Origin of the sequence: Ensifer sp. 4252, assembly GCF_050434565.1 — a bacterium.
Classification (GTDB): Bacteria; Pseudomonadota; Alphaproteobacteria; order Rhizobiales; family Rhizobiaceae; genus Ensifer.
In genome coordinates, this window is sequence record NZ_JBNDIU010000001.1 from 124,190 (window position 1) to 148,517 (window position 24,328).

Consider the following 24,328-nt stretch of genomic DNA (forward strand, 5'->3'; position numbering starts at 1 on the left):
CAGAAGATGCAGCCTGAAGAACAGCTTTCCTGCGGCGTAGTGATCGTTGCAGCAGGGCGCGGCGAACGCGCGGGACAGTCGGCCGAAGGGCCGAAGCAGTACCGCACCATCGGCGACAAGCCCGTTATCGCCCATACGCTTGACACTTTCGCGACATGGCCGGGGACCGGGCCGATCGTGGTTGTCATCCATCCCGATGACGAGGATTTTCTGGCGGCGGCACGCAGGCGATCGCCGGCGCGCGAGCTGATCGTGGTTCACGGAGGAGCAACGCGGCAACAATCGGTTCTCGCAGGTCTTGAAGCCGTGGCGGCAAGAGGCTCACGTTACGTCATGATTCACGACGCCGTGCGCCCGTTTGCCGATCACGCCCTGTTGTCGCGCTGCGCCGATGCGCTGACAAGGGGAGCCCGTGCCGTGCTGCCGGCAATTGCCGTGTCCGACACGCTCAAGCGTGCCGACGCGACCGGCATGGTGACCGAAACCGTTTCGCGCAATCACCTTCATGCGGCACAGACGCCGCAGACATTCGACCTCAAGACCATTCTCGACGCCCACCGAGCCGCAGCGACAAGCGGACGAACGGATTTTACCGACGACGCCTCGATCGCCGAATGGGCAGGCATCCCGGTCGTTCTCGTCGAAGGCACGGTCGACAACGTCAAGCTCACACTGAAAAGGGACATCGCCATGGCCGACGAAAAACTCAAGCGGCATCTCATTCCGGACGTTCGCACCGGCAATGGCTATGACGTGCACCAGCTGGTCGAAGGTGATGGCGTGACGCTTTGCGGCGTGCTGATCCCGCACACCAAGAAGCTCTCCGGCCATTCCGATGCCGACGTTGCCTTGCACGCGCTCACCGATGCGCTGCTTGCGACCTGCGGTGCCGGCGATATCGGCGACCACTTCCCGCCATCCGACCCGCAATGGAAGGGTGCCCCCTCGCGAATCTTCCTCGAACATGCCGCAAACATCGTGCGCCAGCGCGGCGGCACGATCACCAATGCAGATATTTCGCTGATTGCCGAGGCGCCCAAGGTCGGGCCGCATCGCCAGGCAATGCGGGAGAACCTTGCCGACATGCTCGGCATCGAACTCGACCGCTGCTCGGTCAAGGCGACGACGAACGAGCGGCTCGGTTTTGTCGGCCGCGGCGAGGGTATCGCCGCAATCGCCACCGCAACCGTTGTCTACACATCAGGGGGAACCCACGATGTGGCCGATTGATATCCAAGCGACGGCTGGCAGGATCATTGCCGATTTCACCGCGCGCGGCCTCAAAGTCGCTACCGCCGAATCCTGCACGGGCGGACTGATTGCCGGTGCACTGACGGAGATTTCCGGATCGTCCGCCGTCGTTGACCGCGGTTTCGTCACCTATTCCAACGACGCCAAGATCCAGATGCTCGGCGTCGATCCGGCAACGCTCGCCGCTCACGGCGCCGTTTCAAGGCAGACGGCCATCGAAATGGCGCGCGGCGCGGTCGCGCGCTCCGAGGCTGACTTTGCCGTCGCCGTGACCGGCATTGCCGGCCCGGGCGGCGGATCGATGGAAAAGCCGGTCGGCCTGGTGCATCTGTCGGCAACAGGGCGCAACGGCACTGCCCTGCATCGCGAGATGCGCTACGGAGATATCGGTCGCGACGCCGTGCGGCTGGCAACTATCCGAACGGCGCTAGAGATGCTGACAGAGGTCGCTCAGACGGCGTAGATCTTGTCGGCACGCTTCTCGAACGCATCGGAGAACATGCGGAAGGCGCGGTCGAACATCGAGCCCATCAAGGCGCCGAGGATGCGGCTCTTGAACTCATAGTCGATGTAGAAATGCACGATCGACTGCCCCTCGCCCGCCGGCTCGAAGCGCCAGCGATTGTCGAGATACTTGAACGGGCCGTCGATGTATTTGACCTCGATCAGGCGCTCGGCCTTGTTGAGCAGAACCTGCGTCGTGAATGTCTCGCGGATCGCCTTGTAGCCGACCGTCATGTCGGCCAGCAGCAGCACCTTGCCATCCCTCTCCTTGCGCGTGCGCACTGTCAGCGCCTCGCAGAGCGGCAGGAACTCCGGATAGTGTTCGACATCGGCGACGAGATCGAACATCTGGTCGGCCGTGTGCTTGACGACATGGTTCGTTTCAAAGTGCGGCATAGAGGGGAGTTAAGCGGGCACGCCGAGAAGATCAAGAAGCCTCTGCATCTGGCGCCGCGATTTCAACTGCAGAACCGGCACATTCGGGCCATGTTGGGCAATGCCTGCGACGATACGCGGCGAGAACTCGTCCTCGAAGGTCCAGATGAATTCGAGAAACTCCCAGTCGACCTTCTCGATGCAGCCCGGCGCCATCTCCGGGCGGGTGCGCCCGAGATATTTCAGCCAGCGGGTGACCACACCCCAGACACAGAGAAGCCGCGGCATGCGCACCCAGATGACGACATCACTTCTTGGGACACGGACGTCGAAGGTGGAAGGGTTGGTACCATCCATGATCCAGTGGTCTGCCGCTATGCTTTCGACGATGCGCCGGCGCTGCTCGGCCCGATCGCGTTGGACCCAGCCGGGCAACCACAAAATATCGCGGTCGATCGAGATGTAGGTAAGGTGGAAGTGTCGAGCCAACTTCTGTGAGAGCGTCGACTTGCCGCCGCCGGAGCACCCGACCACGAGGATACGCCTGGCACTGCGGATATGATCGGCAGCCGCGGCATCGTCGACATAGTTCATCTTTCCAGACGCTATTGACTGATCCATCGAGAAACTCCCCCGCAAGCAATCCCGGTCCGTGGTCGGTTGCATCGTAGTCACGATCGAAAGCTCACGATCGGTCGCCAGTCCCCGGCGTGCGCTCTTCAACAGAACAGCGCCGTCCTGGTTCGATCTGTATCGAGACGTCGGCATTTCGATCAAGGAAGAGGGAACAGCCGATACGCGATCGGCCAAAAAAAACGCAAGTTCCGCGCGCAACTGAGAAGCAACGCCCACCGCCCGAGATGAGTGATCTTCAAACGAAAACTCCGGCGCTGGGGCCGGAGTTCCTGTTGTTTCGAAATGCCTCAGCCCTATTGGGCCGCAGCCAGCAGCTTCTTTTCGCGCGCTGCCCGCAGGCGGGCGAAATCGTCGCCGGCATGATGCGACGAGCGGGTGAGCGGGCTCGAGGCGACCATGAGGAAGCCCTTGGTGTAGGCGACCGTCTCGTAGGACTTGAATTCCTCCGGCGTGACGAACTTCTCGACTTTGTGGTGCTTGCGCGTCGGTTGCAGGTACTGGCCGATGGTCATGAAATCGACGTCGGCGGTGCGCAGATCGTCCATCAGTTGCAGCACTTCGTTACGCTCTTCGCCGAGGCCGACCATGATGCCGGACTTGGTGAACATCGTTGGATCGAGTTCCTTGACGCGCTGAAGCAAGCGGATGGAGTGGAAGTATCGGGCGCCTGGACGGACGGTGAGATAGTTGCCCGGTACGGTTTCCATGTTGTGATTGAACACATCAGGCTTGGCGGCGACGACGCGCTCAAGTGCGCCAGGCTTCTTCAGGAAGTCGGGCGTCAGGATTTCGATTGTCGTCTGCGGCGAAGCGGCGCGGATCGCCCAGATCACCTTTTCGAAATGTTCGGCGCCACCGTCGGCCAGGTCGTCACGGTCTACGGAGGTGATTACGACGTGGGAGAGGCCCATCTGCTTGACGGCCTTGGCAACGTTCTCGGGTTCCGCCATGTCGAGCGCATTCGGCTTGCCGGTCGAGACATTGCAGAAGGCGCAGGCGCGAGTACAGATCTCGCCCATGATCATGAAGGTGGCGTGCTTCTTGTCCCAGCATTCGCCGATGTTCGGGCAACCAGCCTCTTCACAGACCGTGACGAGATTGTGCGAACGCACCAGCTCACGCGTCTCCTGATAGCCCTTCGAGGTCGGCGCCTTGACGCGGATCCACTCCGGTTTGCGCAGCATTTCGGTATCGGGCTTGTGGGCCTTTTCCGGATGGCGGACGCGTTGCGCCCGGTCAGAGACGGCATCGAACACCGTTACCATACTGTCTTCCTCGTCGCGGCGGCTGCGGCTTCGTGCCGGCAGACCCTTTTTCGATCTATATAGATGGCTCGACGAGAAATGTCAGGCCACCTTTTGCTCGACAGCCCGACCGCTGGCGCTGGAAGCGTCGCAGGCTATCGTTTGACAGCGCGGCCGACGGCAATCAGCAGGCAGGCGCCGATGAAGCCGATGACCAGATAGGCGAGCCAGCCGGCAAAAGCCATGCCGAAGGCTGCCAGAATGAAGTTCAGCACCACCGCTCCGATGATGCCGAGCGCTATGTTCATGAACAGCCCCATATCGCTGCTCATGAACCGCTCCGCGAGCCACCCGGCCAAACCGCCGATGATGATCGCAGCCAGGATGCCGACGCCGTTCAAGCTCATGATGATCTCCGTACATTGAGGACAAGGTCGGGTCCTCAATGCGGGATCGAGCCAAAAGTTCCGGCGACGGCCAGTCCCATCAGGCGTTCAGCGCACGCCCATAGGCATCGAGCACGCTTTCCTTCATCGTCTCCGAAATCGTCGGATGCGGGAAGATCGTGTGCATCAGGTCTTCTTCTGTGGTCTCCAGGTTCATGGCGACGACGAAACCCTGGATGAGCTCGGTCACCTCGGCGCCGACCATGTGCGCACCCAGCAGTTCACCGGTCTTCTTGTCGAAGATCGTCTTGACCATGCCTTGGTCTTCGCCAAGCGCAATGGCCTTGCCATTGGCGACGAAGGGGAAGCGGCCGACGCGGATCTCGCGGCCTTCCGCCTTTGCCTTGGCTTCGGTGAGACCGACGGAGGCGACCTGCGGGTGGCAGTAGGTGCAGCCCGGGATCTTCAGCTTGTCCATCGGGTGGACATTCGGCAGGCCAGCGATCTTCTCGACGCAGATGACGGCCTCGTGTTCGGCCTTGTGCGCGAGCATCGGCGGACCGGCGACGTCGCCGATCGCGTAGACGCCCGGCACGTTGGTCTTGCCGTAACCATCGATGGCGATGAAGCCGCGATCGGTCTTCACGCCGAGCGCCTCAAGACCGATATTCTCGATATTGGCCTGCACGCCGACGGCGGAAATCATCCGGTCGGCCGTGATCTTTTCGACCTTGCCGTCCTTCATCTCGACGTGGGCGGTGACCGAATTCGCGCCCTTCTCGACCTTCGTCACCTTGGCTTCGAGGTGGATCTTCATGCCCTGCTTTTCGAACTGCTTCTTGGCAACGCCGGATATTTCGGCGTCCTCGACCGGCATCACGGTCGGCATGATCTCAACCACGGTTACGTCAACGCCCATGGTGCGGTAGAACGATGCAAACTCGATGCCGATTGCGCCCGAGCCCATGACCAGCAGAGACTTCGGCATTTCCTCAGGCTTCATCGCCTCGAAATAGGTCCAGATCAGCTTACCATCCGGTTCGATGCCCGGCAGTGCCCGCGGACGGGCGCCGGTGGCGATGATGATGTGCTTGGCGGTGTAGGTGCCTTCGCCCTTGGTGTTCTTCGGCAACGGCGCCTGCGGCTGGACGATAGCCTTCGTCATCTTGCCGACGACGATCTCGCCGGGCTTGGTCAGCTTGGCCTCACCCCAGATGACGTCGACCTTGTTCTTCTTCATGAGGAAGCCGACGCCGCCGTTCATGCGTTCGGCAATGCCGCGCGAGCGGGCAACGATCGCCTTGAGATCCGGCGTCACCGCGCCCTCGATCTTGATGCCGTAGCTGCCCGGATGCTGGGCGTAGTGCAGCACCTCGGCCGAGCGCAGCAGCGCCTTGGTCGGAATGCAGCCCCAGTTGGAGCAGATGCCCGCCAGGTGCTCGCGCTCGACAACCGCGGTCTTGAGGCCCAACTGTGCCGCACGAATGGCGGCGATATAGCCCCCCGGACCCGAACCGATGACGATGACGTCGTAATTCTCAGCCATGTGTTTCCTGCCTTTGTCTCAAGCGACCTTGCGGGTGAAGAGCACCCAGTCGTGTTTTCTGCTGGCTTCGAAGAGCGGCACGGCCTCAGCCCGAGCCGCCTCCTCGAAACCGTTTTTCCTGTAGAGTGCCTGCGCCGTGTCATTGTGGCTTTCGGTGATCAGGCTCACCGGCGCCGAGCCGGCGCGTGCAATTTCATGTGCTAGCAATCTGCGTCCGATGCCGCGGCCGCGCCGGTGACGATAGACGCCCAAACTATCGATGAACCAGTGACCGACCACCTGCCGCTGCAGTGCCAGCAAGGGTTCGAGCACAGCATGCACTGCTTCGGTCTCAACCGCCGATGCGTCGATGCGGTAGCCGATCGACACGCCTGCAATTTCATCGTCGACATCGGCAACGATTGCATCCTGCCAGTGTCCCGGCCCTATATCTTCGCGCAGTTTGTTGCGCCCGCGCTCGAACGCCGTATCGGCCGCGCCGGCGAGAACTGCGCCGGACCACAGCCAGGCGGCAAAGCCGTGCGAGGCGATATCGACGAGAACCGCGAGTTCGGCCGCCTCATTTCGTTCCGCCCGTCTGATGGTGACGTTATCCGCCATCTCAGATACCAAGCATCATCCGGACGACCGGCTCGAGACCACGGCCGATCGCACGGGTGTTTTCAGCGTCGAGGTGCACACCATCGAGCGGCGTTGTCCTTGCAACCGATCCGGCATCGAAGAACCCGCAATCGAGTTCGTCGGCAAGGTCGCGATAGAGCGGCGCCAGCATCGCCGACTGTTCGATGCCGTCGGCGAACATCGCCGCGAACGCACTGTTTGCCGTCTCGCAAAGCTGCGGCGGCGAAACGATCAGGATTTCAGGACCTTCCGCCGTTTCAACCGGCCAATCGTGACGGCGCACGAGATTGACCAGGCGCTCGATGCCCTTCACCGCACCGAAAGCCGTGCCATGAATGATCGGCTTCATGTCGTTGGAGCCGAGCAATATGACCATCAGATCAAGCGGCGCATGACTGTGAAGGACGGTGGGTAGCACGCGTGCGCCATTACGGTCGCAATCGGCAAGGTGATCATCATAGGCGGTCGTGCGTCCGTTCAGCCCTTCGGCAACGACGTGAACGTCCGGCCCGAGCGACTTCTGCAGCACGCTCGGCCAACGGTCTTCCAGCGCATGACGGCCGAAACCGGACGCGTCATAGCCCCATGTCAGACTGTCACCGTAGCAGAGAACTGTTTTCATCGTCCGGGCCCGCCTTCGGCGTTGCGATCAAGGAACGGACCGGCCCGAAGGCCGGTCCTTGTCCAAATCAGACCAGCATGCCCATCGGGTTCTCGATGTAGCGCTTGAAAGCTCCGAGCAGTTCGGCGCCGAGTGCGCCATCGACGCAGCGATGGTCGGTCGAGAGCGTAACCGTCATCACAGTGGCGATGACCATCTGCTTGTTCTTGACGACGACGCGTTCCTCGCCGGCACCGACCGCAAGGATCGTGGCATGCGGCGGGTTGACGACAGCGGAGAAGTCCTTGACGCCCATCATGCCCATGTTGGAGACCGCCGTGGTGCCGCCCTGATATTCCTCGGGCTTCAGCTTGCGGTCCTTGGCGCGTTTGCCGAGGTCCTTCATCTCGTTGGAGATGGCAGACAGGCTCTTCAGCTCCGCCTGACGAACGATCGGGGTGATCAGCCCGCCCGGGATGGACACGGCAACGCCGACATCGGCGTGCTTGTGCTTGACCATGTTGCTGTCGGTCCAGGACACGTTTGCATCCGGAACATCGCGCAATGCCAGCGCCAGCGCCTTGATCACCATGTCGTTGACCGAGAGCTTGTAAACCGGCTTGCCGTCTTTTTCCGGCGACGCAGCGTTAAGTTGGGCCCTGAGCGCCAGAAGCGCATCGAGTTCGCAATCGACCGAGACGTAGAAGTGCGGGATCGTCTGCTTGGATTCGACGAGACGCTTGGCGATCGTCTTGCGCATGCCATCATGCGGCACGAGCTCGTAGGAGCCGGGCTCGAACAGCTTGAGAACGGCGTCTTCCGACATGCCCTTGGCAAGCGGCGCTGCAGCGGGAGCTGCGGCACCTGCTGCTGGCGCAGCGGCCGGCTTGGCCCCGCCACCGGCAACAGCGGACTCGACGTCTTTCTTGATCACGCGGCCATGCGGGCCAGAGCCGGCGATTGCCGAAAGATCGATGCCGGCATCCTTGGCGAGGCGACGTGCGAGCGGCGACGAGAAGACGCGGGTGCCAGTGTCCGCCTTGGCCGCCTGCGGCGCTGCCGCCACCGGTTGAGCTGCGGCAGGTGCCGGAGCGGTCGCGGCTGCGGGCGCTGCCGCCGTCTCTTCCTTCTTTTCGGCCGGGGCTGGTGCCGCTACGCCGTTGCCGCCCTTGGCGGCCGCGGCAACATCTTCGCCGTCGGCTGCAAGAACTGCGATCAGCGCATTGACCTTGACGCCTTCGGTGCCGGCAGGAACGACGATCTTGGCAACGGTGCCTTCATCGACGGCCTCGACTTCCATCGTCGCCTTGTCGGTCTCGATCTCGGCGATCACGTCGCCGGACTTGACCTTATCGCCTTCCTTGACCAGCCACTTGGCCAGATTGCCTTCTTCCATCGTCGGAGAGAGGGCAGGCATTGTGATGTTGATAGGCATCGAAGGGCCCTCCCCTTATTTGTAGCAAACGGCTTTCACCGCATCGACGACCTCTGCGACGTTCGGAAGCGCGAGCTTCTCGAGGTTCGCGGCGTAAGGCATCGGCACATCCTTGCCGGCGATCGTCAGGATCGGGGCATCGAGATAGTCGAAGGCCTGCTGCATGACGCGGGTGGCGATCTCGGTGCCGACGGAAGACTGCGGATAGCCCTCTTCGACGGTGACCAGACGACCGGTCTTCTTGACGGATTCGATCACCGTCGGCAGGTCCATCGGACGGATGGTGCGAAGGTCGATCAGCTCGACGTCGATGCCCTGCGCTTCGAGCTCAGCAACCGCCTTGACCGCGTAGGTCATGCCGATACCGAAGGAAACGATGGTCGCGTCCTTGCCGACCTTGTGGATGCGGGCCTTGCCGATCGGCAGCACGAAATCGTCGAGCTTCGGCACTTCAAAGGAGTGACCGTAGAGGATTTCGTTTTCGAGGAAGATGACCGGGTTCGGGTCGCGGATGGCCGCCTTCAGCAGACCCTTGGCGTCGGCTGCCGTGTAGGGCATGACGACCTTGAGACCCGGAATATGGCTGTACCAGGCGGCATAGCACTGCGAGTGCTGGGCGGCGACGCGGGCCGCAGCACCGCTCGGGCCACGGAACACGATCGGCGCGCCCATCTGGCCGCCGGACATGTAGAGCGTCTTGGCGGCGGAGTTAATGATCTGGTCGATCGCCTGCATGGCGAAATTGAAGGTCATGAACTCGACGATCGGGCGCAGGCCGGTCATGGCAGCGCCGACGCCGACGCCGGCAAAGCCGTGTTCGGTGATCGGCGTGTCGATGACGCGACGGGCGCCGAATTCCTGCAACAGGCCCTGCGTGATCTTGTAGGCGCCCTGGTATTCGGCGACTTCTTCACCCATGACGAAAACGTCGTCGCTCAAGCGCATTTCTTCGGCCATGGCGTCGCGCAGAGCTTCGCGCACGGTCATCGTCACCATTTCGGTGCCTGCCGGGATCGCCGGATCGGCCGCGACTTCGACGTTCGGCTGGGCGGCAACCGGTGCCGGCGCCGAAGCTGCGGCGGCCGGTGCTTCGCTTGCGGCGGCAGCCTTGGGCGCTTCGGCCTTCGGTGCGGCGATATCGCCAGCACCTTCGCCGTCCTGCAGCAGGACCGCGATCGGCGTATTGACCTTGACGCCCTCGGTGCCAGCCGCAATCAGCAGCTTGCCGATCGTGCCTTCGTCGACGGCTTCCACTTCCATGGTGGCCTTGTCAGTCTCGATCTCGGCAATGACGTCGCCGGAGGAGACCTTGTCACCTTCGTTCTTCAGCCATTTCGAGAGCGTACCTTCCTCCATCGTCGGGGAAAGGGCGGGCATGAGAATTTCTACTGGCATGTTTGAGCCTCCCCGGATCAAAGCAGGATATCGGTGTAGAGCTCGGATGCATCCGGCTCCGGATCGGCCTGGGCAAAATCGGCGCTGTCGGCGACGATGTCGCGGACGTCCTTGTCGATCTGCTTCAGCTCGTCCTCGCTCGCCCAACCCTTCTCAGTCAGACGCGCCTTCACCTGCTCGATCGGATCGTGTTCCGACCGCATCTTCTGCACTTCGTCCTTCGAGCGGTACTTCGCCGGGTCGGACATGGAGTGACCGCGGTAGCGGTAGGTCTGCATTTCCAAGATGATCGGGCCCTTGCCCGAGCGGCAATACTCGACAGCCTCGTCGCCCGCTGCCTTGACGGCACGAACGTCCATAGCATCAACCTGGAAGCCGGGGATGCCGAACGAAACACCGCGCTTCGAAAAATCGGTCTGCGCCGATGCGCGGGTGACCGAGGTGCCCATGGCGTAGCGGTTGTTCTCGATCACGTAGATCACCGGAAGCTTCCACAGCTGCGCCATGTTGAAGCTTTCGTAGACCTGGCCCTGGTTGGCCGCGCCGTCACCAAAATAGGCGACGCTGACATTGTCATTGCCGCGATAGCGATTGGCAAAGGCAAGGCCAGTGCCGAGCGACACCTGGGCACCGACGATACCGTGACCGCCGTAAAAATGCTTTTCCTTGGAGAACATGTGCATCGAGCCGCCCTTCCCCTTGGAAAGACCGCTGCGACGACCCGTGAGTTCGGCCATGACGCCACGAGCGCTCATGCCGCAGGCCAGCATGTGGCCGTGATCACGGTAAGCGGTAATGACCTGGTCGCCTTCTTTCAGAGCCATCTGCATGCCGACGACGACAGCTTCCTGGCCGATGTAGAGGTGACAGAAGCCGCCGATGAAACCCATGCCATAGAGCTGGCCGGCCTTTTCCTCGAAACGCCGGATCAGCAGCATTTCGCGGTAGGCTTTCAGTTCGTCTTCTTTGGTGAATTCGGCGATATTGCCGCCGCTCAGGTCCTTCTTGGCCGGCTTTGCTGCGGTCTTACGGCTGGAGACGGACGCGGTTTTTCGCGGAGCCATTCATTCCTCCCAATGGTTAGCCTTTGAGGGTTACCATAGGGAAAGAAAAGCGCCACAGCAATGCCATATTTGCATGGCTCACATTCCGCGCAAGTTATTGAATTTAAACGTGAAACATCAATTAACCGAATTTCGGTTAATTCGTCATGCGGTGGAAAATAACGATTTCGTCGCTCCGCGACATATTGAGCGCGAGGCGAGCTTTCTCATCCAGCATGTCACGCTCCAGCGAACCGTCGCTCATCAGCTGAACCTCCTTTTCGAGGGTCGTGCGCCGTTTGGTAAGCTCGTCCAGCCGTGCCTGCCGCTCGACAATCTGGCGATCGAATTGCTCCGTCGCCTTCAAGCCGTAGCCGCCGTGAATGGAATGATAGCCGAAATAGGAGAGAAAGGCGACCGCGATCAGCGGCAGCACCAGCCGACCCAGTTTCCGTTTCTTATGATGCCGTGTCCACATCCCGTCCACACCCTGATACGCAATAGGGAGAGACTAGCGGGCATTGATTAACCGACCGTTGACCATGAGTGACCGGATAAAGCAAAACCCGCCCACGGCAGCCGTGAGCGGGTCGAATTTTCAGCGATGGAGCGAGGCTATCAGCCGCGCAGGATCGAACGGCCGGCGTACTTGGCCTGCAGGCCGAGCTGCTCTTCGATACGGATCAGCTGGTTGTACTTTGCGAGCCGGTCGGAACGGGCCAGCGAGCCGGTCTTGATCTGGCCGCAGTTGGTGGCAACCGCGAGGTCGGCGATCGTCGCGTCCTCGGTCTCGCCCGAACGGTGGGACATGACCGCAGTGTAGCGTGCCTTGTGTGCCGTCTCGACAGCGTCGAGCGTTTCCGACAGCGATCCGATCTGGTTGACCTTGACGAGGATCGAGTTGGCGACACCCATCTTGATGCCGTCGCGCAGGCGCGCGGAATTGGTGACGAACAGATCGTCGCCGACGAGCTGGCACTTGTTGCCGATGAGGTCGGTCACAGCCTTCCAGCCATCCCAGTCGTCTTCCGCCATACCGTCTTCGATCGAAAAGATCGGGTACTTGCCAGCGAGTTCCGCCAGGTATTCGGCCATTGCGCCCGGCTCGAGCGTGCGGCCTTCACCTTCGAGCACGTACTTGCCGTCCTTGAAGAATTCGGTCGCGGCGCAATCGAGCGCGATGAACATGTCTTCGCCCGGCTTGTAGCCAGCCTTTTCGATCGACTTCATGATGAAGTCGAGTGCTGCCGGCGCGGACGCCAGACCCGGTGCAAAGCCGCCTTCGTCGCCGACATTGGTGTTGTGACCGTCGGCTGAAAGCTGCTTCTTCAGCGTGTGGAACACTTCCGAACCCATGCGGACCGCATCACGCATCGTATCGGCACCAACAGGAACGATCATGAATTCCTGGAAGTCGATCGGGTTGTCGGCATGGGCGCCGCCGTTGATGATGTTCATCATCGGAACCGGAAGCACGTGCGCGTTCGGGCCGCCGACGTAACGGTAGAGCGGCAGGCCGGAAGCTTCCGCCGCAGCCTTGGCGACGGCAAGCGACACGCCGAGGATGGCGTTGGCGCCGAGGCGCGACTTGTTGGCAGTGCCGTCAAGCTCGATCATCGTCTTGTCGATCTGGATCTGGTTTTCCGCATCGAGGCCGCCGATCGCCTCGAAGATCTCGCCGTTGACGGCGTCGACGGCGCGCTCGACGCCCTTGCCGAGGTAACGAGTTCCACCATCGCGCAGTTCGACCGCTTCATGCGCACCGGTCGAGGCACCCGACGGCACGGCTGCGCGGCCGAAGCTTCCGTCTTCCAGATAGACGTCGACCTCGACGGTGGGGTTGCCGCGGCTGTCCAGAATTTCCCGGCCGATAATGTCGATGATTGCAGTCATGATCTCTTCCCTGCTTGAGGACGGTGGTGGGTCGGGCCTGTCATAAGCGAAGGCCCGGGAATTTCAAAGGCGCGCAAGATGTAAAAACAGCCGCGCCACCGGGGTTCATGAAAATTTCACGAGCCTGTCTCAGCCCTTGGCGACGGCATCGAAGGCGAGCAGCTTTTCGAGCAGCCGCGGCATGTCTTTCAGATGCACCATGTTGGGGCCATCCGAAGGCGCATTATCCGGATCCTCGTGGGTTTCGACGAACAGGCCGGCAATGCCGACGGCAACGGCCGCCCGCGACAGCGTTTCGACGAACTCGCGCTGACCGCCGGTCGAACCGCCCTGCCCGCCCGGTTGCTGCACCGAGTGAGTGGCGTCAAAGACGACGGGGGCGCCGAGCGAGGCCATGATCGGCAGCGAGCGCATGTCTGAAACCAGTGTGTTGTAGCCGAAGGACGCGCCACGCTCGCACAGAAGAATGTTCGGATTGCCGCTTTCGGTGAACTTGGCAAGCACGTTCTTCATGTCCCAAGGCGCCAGGAACTGGCCCTTCTTGACGTTGATGGCGCGGCCGGTCTTGGCAGCAGCCACCAGAAGGTCGGTCTGGCGCGACAGGAAGGCCGGGATCTGCAGGATATCAACGGTCTTAGCGACGACCGCACACTGTTCTTCGGTGTGGATATCGGTCAGGACCGGGAAGCCGAACTCCTTCTTGAGATCGGCAAAGATCTCCATCGCCGTGTCGAGGCCGATGCCGCGCTTGCCCGACAGCGACGTGCGGTTGGCCTTGTCGAAGGAGGACTTGTAAACGAGGCCGATATTAAGCGACTTGCACAGTTCGGCAAGCTTTCCCGCCATCATGAAGGCGTGCTCGCGGCTTTCCATCTGGCAAGGGCCGGCGATCAGCGACAACCGCTCCTTCTGCGAGAAGGCGACCTGCTTGGCACCTTCACCGACGACTACTCTGGCATTCGTTTCCATCATCAAGCTCCAAACGCGAAGATCACCCCTTGCCCCGCGATTTCGGGAACAATGAGGCGTCCGCCCATTTCTGAAAATTCGATATCGTTTCGCGCAAAATGCGCGCGCGTCACTTCGAGGTCCGCGACACGGAAAATCACGGCGCGACCGCGCAAGCCGCGCTCGGCGCTGCTAACAGAGCGACCGAAGAAGGCCTCCATACCTGCCGCGCTCAGCACCGAGATCCTGGCGTTGGTCGTCTCGATATCCATACCGAAGGAATGCGCTTCGACTTGGCGCTCATCGACCGCCTCTTGCAGCAGGTACTGAAAGTCGGTCGGGTTCGTCTCCGAAAGCACGACCTCGGAAATGCCGAGCACGCCGTTTTCATGCCGCTCGAGCGCGCTGCGATCCGTTGGAAGCGCGCGCACCCGCTGACAGCTGAACAGGAAGAAATCCGGCGAGCGCAGGTCGGCGGCAAAGGCGAGCCGGAACGAGCCGAGCCCTTCCCGGCCGTCCGGCAGCCGCATCGGCCGCGAGAACTCCAGCATGTCGCCGCCCGAGATGCCACGGGCACGGAACCGCATGTGGTCCATCGCGGCATCTTCAGTGCCGAGCACGATCGCCGACAGACCCTGCGGCCCCTGACGGAACCGGAACGCCTGGTCGCGCGCAACGAAGGCATTGCCATCGAGTGCTGCAGCCTCGCACTCTTCGCGGGACGCGACCGCAAGCGGTTCGAGATAGGTGCCATCGGCAAAGAAGACGCAGGCGTTCTCGGTGCCAAAGGGATGGCGCGCATCTTCCGCTACGGTGAAGCCGAGATCAACAAGCCGACGGCGCGCCTGCGAAAGCGTATCCACCGGCAGCACGAGGTGATCGAGCGGGCGGGTGGTGCGCTTGGAGAGGCTCATGGCGTGTTCCCTGATGGTTCGCCGCTGTTTGCAACTTTTGGCCGACGAATGCAAGCCGGCTGGCGGTCAAGACGCCGATTGGCCACCTGGACCAAACATCGGCAAACAGGAGCCGTCCGCGCCGGGCGCCGCCCGCCGCGGATTTATGCTTGCCAGCAGATGGCAAGCCGCCCGAGCGTCAATAGTAGCCTGGAGCCGCCGTGGCGTTGCCCGTATTCGAGGCCCCGAGACCGGGGGCAAATGTTTGCGGCTGCGCGTAGGTCGTATTGCTCGAGGACGTCGTGGCACAGCCCGAAAGCCCCAGCAGAGCGATCGTCAAGGGCACAAACAACAAAGCTATGAAGCGCATATTTCCAGATCCTTTTCAGTTTGCCAGATGAACAGAAAAGAATGAAAACCGCAGCCTTGGGGAGTACGTAACAGTAACGCCGCGTAACAAGTCACGCAGATCGACGCTCGCGTATTGCGAAAAGCAACCGCAGCACCGCGACGGGCATTGCGGCTGTTCGGCTTCGTCCGGTGCGTTCAGAAAGCTGCGCACCGACATCACATCATTGACCGAGATCGCTTTTGATGGCGCAGGTCGCGATAAAGATCGGCAGGAACTCGTCGATCAGGAAACGCGGCACAGGCTGCCGGTCCTCGTGGAAGCCCGCCAGCACGAAGCCTGCCCGTAGTTGGCCATCGATCTGTTCGGCCAGACTATGTCCGAACACCAAAGCTTCGCCTCGGTCGATCTTGGCACGCACCAGATCGGGTGCGAGATGCTCGGCCTCGACAAAGGGAAGCGCATAGGCCGGCCGAATGAGGCCCTGTTCGGCGTAGCTCGGGTCGCGATCGCCGATGAAAACCACCGGATTGTAGAAGCTTGCCAGCAGACGACCACCCATCTTCAGCACCCGGTGGCATTCGCGCCAGACCGGCTGGATGTCGGGCACATGGAGGTTCGATATCGGATGGAAGATGATGTCGAAGGTGCCATCGGCAAAAACCGAGAGGTCGCGCATGTCGCCCTGGGCGACTGTCAGCGGCAGGCCCTCCCGCTCCGCCACCAGCCGGTCCTGATCGAGCTGCCGTTCCGAGATATCGAAGACGATGACCTCGGCGCCCGTCGCCGCCAGAATAGGCGCTTGCTGGCCGCCGGCCGAGGCCAGGCACAGGATCTTCTTGCCGCAAATGTCGGACAGCCAGCCCTTCGGCAAATCACCGGGCGTCAGTCGCGCCTGCCACTGTCCGCTGCGGGCGGCGGCGATCAGTTCCGGCGTCACCGGTCGCGACCCTTGGAGGATATGTTTTGCATAATCGGTCCTTGGAAACCTGTCCAAATACGACCGCTCACGGTGGAGAGAATAGAGATCGAAGGCAAAAGATGCCTCGGCGTCTGTCCGTCGGTTGCGGATCGAGCAATGCCATCGTCCATCCCCTTCGCGAGCGAAGTTGAGGCGAGATCGGTTTTCACCGGGCATTACTGGCGCATTGGACGACGCTCCTCTTGTTGCGCTTGAAAATTAGCGGCTGAGTTGCAAGCGGTCAACGCTCGATGGAGTCCGCCTTGGGCCAAAGGCTGCGGTGTGGCGTCGCATGATTTCCGGCGCGCCAGCTAAAAACATGCCGGGATCGAAGAATCTACGCAGCCCGCACGTCATCATCCCAGGAGCGATTTCGGCCGCTTGTGAAGCGGACGCAATCGCGTAAAGTCGACCGATGCAGCCTGGGGTTACGACGGGTCGCAAGTTTGAGGGGCAACATTTGATCATTTTATTGCAGGGCGTGAAACGCATGCGAACACGATGGGCAAGGCGCCCCTCGACACCGGCATATCTTCCAGTTGGGATCAGGGCCGCATGATTCGCCATCTGCTTGCCAAAGTCGCTTCTGTCGCCATCATGATGTTTGCCCGCGCACTGACGGCGGCCCGGGCGCTCTGGCACGAAACCGGCCTGCCGCCGAAGCAAAGTATCTATTTCGCCAACCACTCCAGCCATGGCGATTTCATCCTGATCTGGGCGGTGCTGCCGCCCTGGCTGCGCGAACGCGCGCGCCCCGTCGCCAGCGCCGAGTACTGGCTGAAGTCGAAGCTGACATCCTTCATCGGCCGCGACGTCTTCGATGCCGTGCTGATCGAGCGCGACCCCGCCGCACGCACCAGCGATCCGGTCGAGCAGATGGCGACGGCACTGGACGAAGGTGCCTCGCTGATCGTCTTTCCCGAGGGCACCCGCAACCAGACCGAGGCCAAGCTGCTGCCGTTCAAGAGCGGGCTCTATCACCTCGCGCGCAAGCGGCCGGACGTGGCTCTTGTCCCGGTCTGGATCAACAATCTCAATCGCGTGATGCCGAAGGGCGAGTTCGTGCCGATACCGCTGATCTGCACGATCAACTTCGGCGAACCGCTGAAGGTTGAACCAGACGAGAGCAAGGAAGACTTCATCGCCAGGGCGCAAGGCGCACTCATTTCCCTCGCCCCGGCACAGACGGACAACGACGCATGAGTACGACGACTTCCGACATGGTCACTTTGCTGCTCGGCGTCGGGGGCATCCTGCTGTTCGCCTCGTCAGTCGGTTACGTGCTGCAGCGAAAGCTCTCGCCCGACGGCTCCAATGGCGCGATCGAGAACCTCAACGCCCGCATCAAGGCCTGGTGGGCAATGGTCTTCCTCATCGCCATTGCCTTCATCGCCGGACGTGCCGGGGTGCTGCTACTTTTCGCCTTCTGCTCGTTTGCAGCGCTGCGCGAATTCATCACGCTGATCAACACGCGGCGCGCCGACCATTGGGCGATCGCCGCCGCCTTCTTCCTGGCCCTGCCGATCAACTACTATCTGCTCTGGGCGGAAGAATATGGCATCTACGCGATCTTCATTCCTGTCTATGCCTTCCTGCTGATGCCGATCATCGCGGTCCTGCGGGGCGACACGCAAAACTTCCTGCTGCGGATCTCAGAAGTGCAATGGGCGCTGATGATCTGCGTGTTTTGCGCCTCGCATGTGCCGGCACTGCTGACACTACAGATACCCGGCTACGAGGGGCGAAATGTACTGTTGATCGCCTTCCTGGTGATCGTCGTGCAATCCAGCGACGTGCTGCAATATGTCTGGGGCAAATTGTTCGGGCGGACCAAGATCGCGCCGAAACTTTCGCCATCAAAAACAGTAGAGGGTTTCGTCGGCGGAGTAGCCAGCGCCACGCTGCTCGGCGCCTCGCTCTGGTGGATCACGCCGTTTACGCCGCTTCAGGCCGGGGTGATGTCGTTCATCATCACGATGATGGGCTTCTTCGGCGGGCTGGTGATGTCGGCGATCAAGCGCGATCGCGGGGTGAAGGACTGGGGCCACCTGATCGAAGGCCATGGCGGCTTGATCGACCGGTTGGATTCGGTCGTGTTCTCGGCGCCGATCTTCTTTCACCTGACGCGATACTGGTGGTCGCTGACATGAGCGGCAACTTGCGCGCCCTTTCCCGCAGCAGCATCGTCCATGTGCTTTTTGCTTTCCTGGCCATGGGCGGCTGGGCACTGTTTGCCAACAGGCACCACCCAATGCCGCGGCCACTCGTCGCCGGCCTGGTGCAGGGCGCGCTTTCGGCAGGTCTGACGCTTTGCCTGAAATCGACGATCGACGCGCTGTCTCTTCGTTTCCGCGGTACCTCGCAGCTTTGGATGCCGCCGCTCCTCGCCTGCCTTGCCTCTACGAGCATCCTCGTCGCCGTGCACGCGGCAGCCGGAACACCAGAAATTCTCAAAACCATTGCCGTGCCGCTGTTGGTATCGAGCAGTTACGCAGTGCTCTACAACTATTCGATAAGCCGCGGGGAGCTTGACCAATGACAGAAACCGGCGATCGAAGGCCGTTGGCCAGCCGCAACACCCGCTGGGCGCAGGCAATCGCCCGGCGCCTCGCCGCGATGGCGATCACGCCCAACCACATTTCGCAGGCAAGCATAGCCGCCGCCGCACTGGCAGGCATTGCCTTCTGGCTGACAAGCGAAGCCCAAGACGGACTTCGGTCCCTGCTTTTCATCGCGGCTGCCCTGTTCTGCCAGATGCGGCTTCTCTGCAATCTCTTTGACGGAATGGTCGCCGTCGAGGGCGGCAAGGGTGCACCTGATGGGCCCTTCTGGAACGAGTTTCCCGACCGGGTCGCCGACCTCTTCATTCTCGTCGGCGCCGGTTATGGCATCGGCCTGCCCGCGCTCGGCTTTGCCGCAGGCGCGTTCGCCGTGCTCACCGCCTATGTTCGCGAACTCGGACGCGCCAATGGTGCACCGAGCGATTTTTCCGGCCCGATGGCAAAACAGCACCGCATGGCAGCGATCACGTTCGCCGCCGTCGTCTCCGCTTTTGAAGGGCTGTGGCTCGGCGATGGCGAAGTGCTGCTCGTCACCCTTATCGTCATCTCTGTCGGCGCCGCCTTTACGGCACTGCGCCGCGCGCGGCGCCAGACCACCTGGCTGAGGGCCAACGCCACAGGCAAATAGCGACCTCCAGCGGACCGCATCCTCCAGACCTCATCCATTTTCCACTGTTGCCCGTCGGCTCGGCGAGAGCCTTGACGTTATTGGCGTCCATTATGCCTGGGTATTCAAGGGGGCCCACTTCTTCGTGTTGACTCTAATTAGATATTTGTCTAACTAATAGATAACAACGGATCATGGCCCATGCGGATCAACACCGTCTTCGAAGCGCTTTCGCACCCGGTGCGGCGACAAATTCTGACACTGCTGAAAAGCGGCCCGATGAGTGCCGGCGAGCTCGCCGGCCATTTCGACCTGACCAAACCGACCCTTTCGGTGCATTTCAACAAGCTGCGCGATGCCGAACTGGTCGCGGTCGAACGCCGTGGCACGAGCCTGATCTATCATCTCAACATGTCCATCCTGGAAGAAGCCTTGAGCGGACTTCTCGGCAAGAAGGATCAAACGCCATGACATCGGTGCTGCGTTCTCCCCTCGTGCTGCCTTTGGCCGCCGCGCTCGTCGCCGCGACGCTCGCCGGCTATCTCATGGTACCACCCAGCACCGAGCTTCCGATCCATTGGGGCGTCGACGGCAAAGCTGATAGATTCTGGCCACGTGACCGAGCGCTGCTGATGGCGCCAATCGGTGCAACGGTCGTTCTGGCGTTGATGGTTTTCGCCGACCGTTTCGCACCCGGACGACAGGCCGGCCGCCATGTTGCCGCCGCCGCATCCACCGGCATTCTTGCACTCTTTACGGCGATACAGACCGTCATCGTGCTCGTCGGCCTCGGTGTAGACGTGTCGATGGTCCGGGTCATCGCGTTCGCCATGGGTCTGCTTTCCGTCGTCATCGGCAATGTGATGCCGAAATCGCAGCCCAACGGCTTCGCCGGTCTCCGCCTGCCGTGGACACTCGCCGACCCAGCCAACTGGGCGGCGACGCATCGGCTCACCGGTCGCCTGATGCTGATATCCGGCAGCATTCTGATGCTGGCCACATTGGCACTAAACGCCGGGCCGCTGCTCGCGGTGGTGACGATCACAGCTTTCACGCTGCCGTTCGTCGTCGGCAGCCTCTACAGCTACATCTTCTCGTGCCGTCAAGGGCAGTCGCCAAGTCGGTGACGGCGCCCCGTCAGCATTCCGTTCCGCCGTGCGGATGTCGAGCATGGCAAGGACAGTCGCGATCGCGGTCGCAACCTCCCTTGGCGTCTCGATCGGCGAGAAATGCCCTACACCTTCCAGAACCACGAAACTCGCCCTTGTCATGCGACAAGATGGGCGATTGACGTTCTCCTTATCCTGCGTGCAGTTTTCGTCTGAAATGACATTCTTCCAATGATTTAAGACACACATGCATATTGGTTTCTTCGTATTTTCACGATTCGAATTGCTCGATCTGAGCGGCCCGCTGGCCGCCTTCGGCATTGCCAACCGGTTGGGTCAGGGAACATACCGACTGAGTGTGGTCTCCGCCGAAGGCGGCACGGTCTTCGACCTGAACGGCGTCGGCGTAAGCAGCGAGCGCCTCGCCGACCAGCGCTTCGACAGCCTGATCGTCGTCGGCGGCCCGGCCGAACCGGCCTGCGGAGCCCGGGCCGAAACCGTCGACCTGTTGCGGGCAGCAACGGATGGTATCCGGCGCGTTGCCAGCGTCTGCACTGGCGCCTTTCTTTTAGCGGCGATCGGATCGCTCGACAGCCGGTATGCCACGACCCATTGGCGCCATGCACCGCAGTTGCAGGCGCTCTACCCCAAGGTCCGGGTCGAGGCCGACCGCATCTTCGTCAAGCACGACCATGTCTGGACCTCGGCCGGTATCACTGCGGGCATCGACCTGGCGCTGGCGCTGATCGAAGAGGACCTGGGCATCGAGGCGGCCCGCGCGGTGGCGCGCGATCTCGTCGTCTACCACCGGCGGCTCGGCGGACAATCACAGTATTCGACCTTGCTCGACCTCGATCCGCCGTCAGACCGTATTCGAAAGACGCTCACCTTTGCCCGCTCGCATCTGCATCAGCGCCTTTCGGTCGAACGGCTTGCCGAAGCCGCCCACCTTAGCCCGCGGCAGTTCAGCCGAGCATTCTTCCGGGAAACGGGGCAGACACCCGCCAAGGCGGTGGAGCGCCTGCGTGCTGAAACGGCGCGGCCGCGGGTCGAGGAAGGCATTGAAAACCTGGCTGTCATTTCCCATGCGGTCGGCTTTGCCGATCCTGAGCGCATGCGGCAAGCCTTTATCCGCTGCTTCGGCCAGCCACCACAGGCATTGCGACGCGCGGCGCGCAACGCACCTGATGGTATCGACACACCGAATTCGTCCTGAAACGAGGGAAATACGTCATTTCAGCCATGCACCCTTTCGGCCAATGTTGGCACGCAAACAACAGCATTGGAACGGAACGATGACAGACGAACAACGATATGGCCTCAGCACCGACTCAATGAGGGCACTCGCCGCCAACTTCACCCCTCCGGGCGGTCGGCGCCTGAAGATCGGTATCTTCGTGTGCCCCGGCTTTATTCCGATGGATATTATCGGCGCGCAATCGGTCTTTGGCATCGTTGGCGCCGAGATCCACCTGATCTGGAAGCGCATTGAGCTGGTCGAGGGATTCCCAGCCTATCCGACAATGCCGACTACGACGTTTGCGGATTGCCCCGACGACCTGGACGCTGTCGTCGTCGGCATGATCCCGCCGGAGATGGTGGCCGATCCGGATGTCATCGACTTCTTCCTCCATCAAGGCAAGAAGGCCAAGAACATCATAGCGACCTGCTCCGGCGTGCTGGTTGTCGGTGCGGCGGGTCTGCTGAAGGGGCGACGGGCAACCAGCAACGCCAATGTCGTCGGCTATCTCGCCGACCTCGGCGCAACGCCGATACCGGGAAGCGACGTTGTGATCGATGGGAACCTCTATACGTCGGGACCGGCGACCGGCTCGTTCGACGCGAGCTTGCTTCTGCTTGCTGCTCTTTGCAGCGAGGACGTCGCACGCTACGTCGAACTGGCGCTAGAATATGATCCGCGCCCGCCGTTCAAGACGGGCACGCCGGAGCTCGCTGGATCGGAACTGGCTGAACGGGGCAGACAGGACATGCTGCCGTTCAACTCGGCATTTCACCGCGCTTCGGTCGCGGCCTATGGCCGCGTGACGAACGGCTGAAACGGCGATCCGCGCGACGGCATAGCTCTCTAAGTCAAAACGGTTATAGGGAGAAAATTATCCTGTGCGTTTAAAGTGAACGCCGCGCATCCCGCTGTCACACAACACTGAAACGAAAACGGCCGGTCACGAGGGACCGGCCGTAATTTTCAGAACCGCATCAACGGATCAAACGAAGCGCGACTGTTCCAGCGCCGCTTCGACGAAGCTCGCAAACAGCGGGTGCGGATCAAGCGGGCGCGATTTCAGCTCCGGATGATATTGCACGCCGATGAACCACGGATGATCAGGGTACTCGACAGTCTCAGGCAGGATGCCGTCCGGCGACATGCCCGAGAAGACGAGGCCGCAGGATTCGAGCTGTGGTTTGTAGTCGACGTTCACTTCGTAGCGGTGGCGATGACGCTCCGAAATATCGGTCGTGCCGTAGATGTCGGCAATCTTCGTATCGGCCTTCAGCGACGCGCGATAGGCGCCTAGGCGCATGGTGCCGCCGAGATCACCGGAAGCGGAGCGCTTCTGGAGTTCGTTGCCCTTGACCCATTCGGTCATGAGGCCGACGACCGGCTCCTTGGTCGGGCCGAACTCGGTCGAGGAGGCCTTGTCGATGCCGGCGAGATTGCGCGCCGCTTCGACGACCGCCATCTGCATGCCGAAGCAGATGCCGAAATACGGTACCTTGCGTTCGCGAGCAAAACGCGCTGCGTTGATCTTGCCCTCGGAGCCACGCTCGCCGAAGCCGCCGGGAACCAGGATGCCGTGCACCTTTTCAAGGTACGGCGCCGGGTCTTCCTTTTCGAAGACTTCCGACTCGATCCACTCGAGCTTGACCTTGACCCGGTTGGCAATGCCGCCGTGGTAAAGCGCTTCAGTCAGCGACTTGTAGGCATCCTTGAGGCCGGTGTACTTGCCAACGATCGCAATGGTCACTTCGCCTTCCGGCGTGCGGATGCGATCGGCAACTTCTTCCCACGCTTCCATGCGTGGCTTCGGTGCCGGCTCGATGCCGAAGGCGGCCAACACCTCGTTGTCGAGGCCTTCCTTGTGGTAGGCGATCGGCACGTCGTAGATCGAGGCAACGTCGAGCGCCTGGATGACCGCCGACTGGCGGACGTTGCAGAACAGCGACAGCTTGCGACGTTCGGCCTCGGGGATTTCGCGGTCGGCGCGGACGAGCAGGATGTCGGGATGAATGCCCAGCGCCTGCAGTTCCTTGACCGAATGCTGTGTCGGCTTGGTCTTCAGTTCGCCTGCCGCCGGAATATAGGGCATCAGCGTCAAGTGGACATAGACTGCGGTGCCACGCGGCAGGTCGTTGCCGAGCTGGCGGATCGCTTCCATGAACGGCATTGCTTCGATGTCGCCGACGGTGCCGCCGATCTCGCACAGCACGAAATCATAGTCGTCGTTGCCTTCGGTAACGAAGTTCTTGATCTCGTTTGTAACGTGCGGGATCACCTGGACGGTTGCGCCGAGATAGTCGCCGCGGCGTTCCTTGTCGATGATGTTCTTGTAGATCCGGCCAGTGGTGATGTTGTCGGTCTTCGTCGCCGAACGCCCCGTGAAGCGTTCATAGTGGCCGAGATCCAGATCGGTCTCGGCGCCATCGTCGGTGACGAACACCTCGCCATGCTGGGTCGGGCTCATGGTGCCCGGATCGACGTTGAGGTAGGGGTCGAGCTTGCGCAGTCTCACCCGGTAGCCACGCGCCTGCAGCAACGCTCCAAGAGCGGCCGCAGCGATGCCTTTTCCGAGGGAGGAAACCACGCCGCCAGTGATGAATACATATCGCGCCATGGGAGTCACCGGATACCTTTTAACAAACGATTCCGCCACCGAAAAATTCGTCTATCCGAACTTTTCCGCCTTCGAAGGGAATCAGATTTCACACAAAACAAAACCGGCGGATGGTG

The 24,328-nt window shown here is 61.5% G+C and carries 26 protein-coding genes; 10 read left to right on the forward strand and 16 right to left on the reverse strand.

Features of this window, described 5'->3' with window-relative positions:
- The first annotated feature begins 6 nt into the window (after positions 1 to 6).
- Positions 7 to 1,230, forward strand: coding sequence for a bifunctional 2-C-methyl-D-erythritol 4-phosphate cytidylyltransferase/2-C-methyl-D-erythritol 2,4-cyclodiphosphate synthase (locus ABIE33_RS00560; protein ID WP_429120103.1), 1,224 nt, complete (start codon positions 7 to 9; stop codon positions 1,228 to 1,230).
- Entirely contained in the window at positions 1,217 to 1,714 is a 498-nt protein-coding gene (locus ABIE33_RS00565) for a CinA family protein (RefSeq protein ID WP_429120105.1), read from the forward strand. Before ABIE33_RS00560 ends, ABIE33_RS00565 begins: the two co-directional genes overlap by 14 nt.
- Here the strand turns inward: ABIE33_RS00565 and ABIE33_RS00570 are convergent.
- The 15 genes from ABIE33_RS00570 to ABIE33_RS00640 all read right to left on the reverse strand — a co-directional run bounded on the left by ABIE33_RS00570 (position 1,702) and on the right by ABIE33_RS00640 (position 16,060).
- Positions 1,702 to 2,151 carry a type II toxin-antitoxin system RatA family toxin gene (locus ABIE33_RS00570; protein ID WP_429120107.1) on the reverse strand — a complete coding sequence of 150 codons (450 nt, stop codon included), beginning with the start codon at positions 2,149 to 2,151 and terminating at the stop codon, positions 1,702 to 1,704. The genes ABIE33_RS00565 and ABIE33_RS00570 overlap by 13 nt on opposite strands.
- A 9-nt stretch (positions 2,152 to 2,160) precedes the next feature.
- Positions 2,161 to 2,751 (reverse strand): AAA family ATPase, encoded by a 591-nt coding sequence (locus ABIE33_RS00575; RefSeq protein ID WP_429120110.1) that lies wholly within the window; start codon positions 2,749 to 2,751, stop codon positions 2,161 to 2,163.
- A 308-nt stretch (positions 2,752 to 3,059) separates the two neighbouring features.
- On the reverse strand, positions 3,060 to 4,031 hold the full coding sequence (lipA, locus tag ABIE33_RS00580) for a lipoyl synthase (protein ID WP_429120113.1): 972 nt from the start codon (positions 4,029 to 4,031) through the stop codon (positions 3,060 to 3,062).
- A gap of 134 nt (positions 4,032 to 4,165) precedes the next feature.
- Positions 4,166 to 4,417: a GlsB/YeaQ/YmgE family stress response membrane protein gene (locus tag ABIE33_RS00585; RefSeq protein ID WP_429120116.1), complete on the reverse strand. Its 252-nt coding sequence runs from the start codon at positions 4,415 to 4,417 to the stop codon at positions 4,166 to 4,168.
- A gap of 79 nt (positions 4,418 to 4,496) precedes the next feature.
- Positions 4,497 to 5,942, reverse strand: coding sequence for a dihydrolipoyl dehydrogenase (gene lpdA, locus ABIE33_RS00590; protein ID WP_429120119.1), 1,446 nt, complete (start codon positions 5,940 to 5,942; stop codon positions 4,497 to 4,499).
- Positions 5,943 to 5,960: 18 nt separating this feature from the next.
- Positions 5,961 to 6,542, reverse strand: coding sequence for a GNAT family N-acetyltransferase (locus tag ABIE33_RS00595; protein WP_429120122.1), 582 nt, complete (start codon positions 6,540 to 6,542; stop codon positions 5,961 to 5,963).
- A gap of 1 nt (position 6,543) precedes the next feature.
- Positions 6,544 to 7,185, reverse strand: a complete 642-nt coding sequence (locus ABIE33_RS00600; protein ID WP_429120125.1) for an SGNH/GDSL hydrolase family protein — start codon at positions 7,183 to 7,185, stop codon at positions 6,544 to 6,546.
- 67 nt (positions 7,186 to 7,252) lie between these two features.
- Positions 7,253 to 8,599 (reverse strand): pyruvate dehydrogenase complex dihydrolipoamide acetyltransferase, encoded by a 1,347-nt coding sequence (locus tag ABIE33_RS00605; RefSeq protein ID WP_429120128.1) that lies wholly within the window; start codon positions 8,597 to 8,599, stop codon positions 7,253 to 7,255.
- A 15-nt stretch (positions 8,600 to 8,614) separates the two neighbouring features.
- Positions 8,615 to 9,994, reverse strand: a complete 1,380-nt coding sequence (locus ABIE33_RS00610; RefSeq protein WP_429120131.1) for a pyruvate dehydrogenase complex E1 component subunit beta — start codon at positions 9,992 to 9,994, stop codon at positions 8,615 to 8,617.
- Positions 9,995 to 10,011: 17 nt separating this feature from the next.
- Entirely contained in the window at positions 10,012 to 11,058 is a 1,047-nt protein-coding gene (gene pdhA, locus ABIE33_RS00615) for a pyruvate dehydrogenase (acetyl-transferring) E1 component subunit alpha (protein WP_429120134.1), read from the reverse strand.
- Between the two features lie 136 nt (positions 11,059 to 11,194).
- Positions 11,195 to 11,515, reverse strand: a complete 321-nt coding sequence (locus tag ABIE33_RS00620) for an FtsB family cell division protein (RefSeq protein ID WP_025426764.1) — start codon at positions 11,513 to 11,515, stop codon at positions 11,195 to 11,197.
- A gap of 140 nt (positions 11,516 to 11,655) precedes the next feature.
- Positions 11,656 to 12,930 carry a phosphopyruvate hydratase gene (gene eno, locus ABIE33_RS00625; protein ID WP_429120138.1) on the reverse strand — a complete coding sequence of 425 codons (1,275 nt, stop codon included), beginning with the start codon at positions 12,928 to 12,930 and terminating at the stop codon, positions 11,656 to 11,658.
- A gap of 129 nt (positions 12,931 to 13,059) precedes the next feature.
- Entirely contained in the window at positions 13,060 to 13,902 is an 843-nt protein-coding gene (gene kdsA / locus ABIE33_RS00630) for a 3-deoxy-8-phosphooctulonate synthase (protein WP_429120141.1), read from the reverse strand.
- A complete protein-coding gene (locus ABIE33_RS00635) occupies positions 13,902 to 14,792 on the reverse strand; it encodes a VOC family protein (protein WP_429120144.1) in 891 nt (296 codons plus the stop codon). Before ABIE33_RS00635 ends, kdsA begins: the two co-directional genes overlap by 1 nt.
- 551 nt (positions 14,793 to 15,343) lie before the next feature.
- Positions 15,344 to 16,060, reverse strand: coding sequence for a class I SAM-dependent methyltransferase (locus ABIE33_RS00640; protein WP_429120147.1), 717 nt, complete (start codon positions 16,058 to 16,060; stop codon positions 15,344 to 15,346).
- 576 nt (positions 16,061 to 16,636) lie between these two features.
- On the opposite strand from ABIE33_RS00640, the gene ABIE33_RS00645 reads away from it, so the two are divergent.
- From ABIE33_RS00645 to ABIE33_RS00680, 8 genes are all read left to right on the forward strand, one after another.
- Complete coding sequence (locus tag ABIE33_RS00645; protein WP_429123012.1) at positions 16,637 to 17,284, forward strand: lysophospholipid acyltransferase family protein; 648 nt, start codon at positions 16,637 to 16,639, stop codon at positions 17,282 to 17,284.
- Positions 17,281 to 18,231: a phosphatidate cytidylyltransferase gene (locus ABIE33_RS00650; RefSeq protein WP_429120150.1), complete on the forward strand. Its 951-nt coding sequence runs from the start codon at positions 17,281 to 17,283 to the stop codon at positions 18,229 to 18,231. Before ABIE33_RS00645 ends, ABIE33_RS00650 begins: the two co-directional genes overlap by 4 nt.
- Positions 18,228 to 18,620, forward strand: a complete 393-nt coding sequence (locus ABIE33_RS00655) for a hypothetical protein (protein ID WP_429120152.1) — start codon at positions 18,228 to 18,230, stop codon at positions 18,618 to 18,620. The genes ABIE33_RS00650 and ABIE33_RS00655 overlap by 4 nt, the downstream gene beginning before the upstream one ends.
- Complete coding sequence (locus tag ABIE33_RS00660) at positions 18,617 to 19,270, forward strand: CDP-alcohol phosphatidyltransferase family protein (protein WP_429120155.1); 654 nt, start codon at positions 18,617 to 18,619, stop codon at positions 19,268 to 19,270. The genes ABIE33_RS00655 and ABIE33_RS00660 overlap by 4 nt, the downstream gene beginning before the upstream one ends.
- Before the next feature lie 180 nt (positions 19,271 to 19,450).
- Complete coding sequence (locus ABIE33_RS00665; RefSeq protein WP_202596037.1) at positions 19,451 to 19,720, forward strand: autorepressor SdpR family transcription factor; 270 nt, start codon at positions 19,451 to 19,453, stop codon at positions 19,718 to 19,720.
- Complete coding sequence (locus ABIE33_RS00670; RefSeq protein WP_429120158.1) at positions 19,717 to 20,376, forward strand: SdpI family protein; 660 nt, start codon at positions 19,717 to 19,719, stop codon at positions 20,374 to 20,376. The genes ABIE33_RS00665 and ABIE33_RS00670 overlap by 4 nt, the downstream gene beginning before the upstream one ends.
- 229 nt (positions 20,377 to 20,605) lie before the next feature.
- Positions 20,606 to 21,574, forward strand: coding sequence for a GlxA family transcriptional regulator (locus tag ABIE33_RS00675; protein ID WP_429120161.1), 969 nt, complete (start codon positions 20,606 to 20,608; stop codon positions 21,572 to 21,574).
- 79 nt (positions 21,575 to 21,653) lie between these two features.
- On the forward strand, positions 21,654 to 22,415 hold the full coding sequence (locus ABIE33_RS00680) for a DJ-1/PfpI family protein (RefSeq protein ID WP_429120164.1): 762 nt from the start codon (positions 21,654 to 21,656) through the stop codon (positions 22,413 to 22,415).
- A gap of 168 nt (positions 22,416 to 22,583) precedes the next feature.
- On the opposite strand, the gene ABIE33_RS00685 is transcribed toward ABIE33_RS00680, so the two are convergent.
- Complete coding sequence (locus ABIE33_RS00685) at positions 22,584 to 24,221, reverse strand: CTP synthase (RefSeq protein ID WP_429120167.1); 1,638 nt, start codon at positions 24,219 to 24,221, stop codon at positions 22,584 to 22,586.
- Positions 24,222 to 24,328 lie beyond the last annotated feature (107 nt).

What these genes read in the sequence shown, in the direction of transcription:
- ABIE33_RS00575 (WP_429120110.1), bottom strand. Translation starts at nt 2,751, where the DNA reads ATGGATCAGTCAATAGCGTCTGGAAAGATGAACTATGTCGACGATGCC.
- pdhA (WP_429120134.1), bottom strand. Translation starts at nt 11,058, where the DNA reads ATGGCTCCGCGAAAAACCGCGTCCGTCTCCAGCCGTAAGACCGCAGCA.
- ABIE33_RS00645 (WP_429123012.1), top strand. Translation starts at nt 16,637, where the DNA reads ATGATTCGCCATCTGCTTGCCAAAGTCGCTTCTGTCGCCATCATGATG.
- ABIE33_RS00675 (WP_429120161.1), top strand. Translation starts at nt 20,606, where the DNA reads ATGCATATTGGTTTCTTCGTATTTTCACGATTCGAATTGCTCGATCTG.
- ABIE33_RS00560 (WP_429120103.1), top strand. Translation starts at nt 7, where the DNA reads ATGCAGCCTGAAGAACAGCTTTCCTGCGGCGTAGTGATCGTTGCAGCA.
- ABIE33_RS00670 (WP_429120158.1), top strand. Translation starts at nt 19,717, where the DNA reads ATGACATCGGTGCTGCGTTCTCCCCTCGTGCTGCCTTTGGCCGCCGCG.
- kdsA (WP_429120141.1), bottom strand. Translation starts at nt 13,902, where the DNA reads ATGATGGAAACGAATGCCAGAGTAGTCGTCGGTGAAGGTGCCAAGCAG.
- ABIE33_RS00610 (WP_429120131.1), bottom strand. Translation starts at nt 9,994, where the DNA reads ATGCCAGTAGAAATTCTCATGCCCGCCCTTTCCCCGACGATGGAGGAA.
- lipA (WP_429120113.1), bottom strand. Translation starts at nt 4,031, where the DNA reads ATGGTAACGGTGTTCGATGCCGTCTCTGACCGGGCGCAACGCGTCCGC.
- ABIE33_RS00620 (WP_025426764.1), bottom strand. Translation starts at nt 11,515, where the DNA reads ATGTGGACACGGCATCATAAGAAACGGAAACTGGGTCGGCTGGTGCTG.
- ABIE33_RS00585 (WP_429120116.1), bottom strand. Translation starts at nt 4,417, where the DNA reads ATGAGCTTGAACGGCGTCGGCATCCTGGCTGCGATCATCATCGGCGGT.
- ABIE33_RS00605 (WP_429120128.1), bottom strand. Translation starts at nt 8,599, where the DNA reads ATGCCTATCAACATCACAATGCCTGCCCTCTCTCCGACGATGGAAGAA.
- ABIE33_RS00635 (WP_429120144.1), bottom strand. Translation starts at nt 14,792, where the DNA reads ATGAGCCTCTCCAAGCGCACCACCCGCCCGCTCGATCACCTCGTGCTG.
- ABIE33_RS00570 (WP_429120107.1), bottom strand. Translation starts at nt 2,151, where the DNA reads ATGCCGCACTTTGAAACGAACCATGTCGTCAAGCACACGGCCGACCAG.
- ABIE33_RS00595 (WP_429120122.1), bottom strand. Translation starts at nt 6,542, where the DNA reads ATGGCGGATAACGTCACCATCAGACGGGCGGAACGAAATGAGGCGGCC.
- ABIE33_RS00565 (WP_429120105.1), top strand. Translation starts at nt 1,217, where the DNA reads ATGTGGCCGATTGATATCCAAGCGACGGCTGGCAGGATCATTGCCGAT.
- ABIE33_RS00665 (WP_202596037.1), top strand. Translation starts at nt 19,451, where the DNA reads ATGCGGATCAACACCGTCTTCGAAGCGCTTTCGCACCCGGTGCGGCGA.
- lpdA (WP_429120119.1), bottom strand. Translation starts at nt 5,942, where the DNA reads ATGGCTGAGAATTACGACGTCATCGTCATCGGTTCGGGTCCGGGGGGC.
- ABIE33_RS00650 (WP_429120150.1), top strand. Translation starts at nt 17,281, where the DNA reads ATGAGTACGACGACTTCCGACATGGTCACTTTGCTGCTCGGCGTCGGG.
- ABIE33_RS00600 (WP_429120125.1), bottom strand. Translation starts at nt 7,185, where the DNA reads ATGAAAACAGTTCTCTGCTACGGTGACAGTCTGACATGGGGCTATGAC.
- ABIE33_RS00655 (WP_429120152.1), top strand. Translation starts at nt 18,228, where the DNA reads ATGAGCGGCAACTTGCGCGCCCTTTCCCGCAGCAGCATCGTCCATGTG.
- ABIE33_RS00660 (WP_429120155.1), top strand. Translation starts at nt 18,617, where the DNA reads ATGACAGAAACCGGCGATCGAAGGCCGTTGGCCAGCCGCAACACCCGC.
- ABIE33_RS00680 (WP_429120164.1), top strand. Translation starts at nt 21,654, where the DNA reads ATGACAGACGAACAACGATATGGCCTCAGCACCGACTCAATGAGGGCA.
- eno (WP_429120138.1), bottom strand. Translation starts at nt 12,930, where the DNA reads ATGACTGCAATCATCGACATTATCGGCCGGGAAATTCTGGACAGCCGC.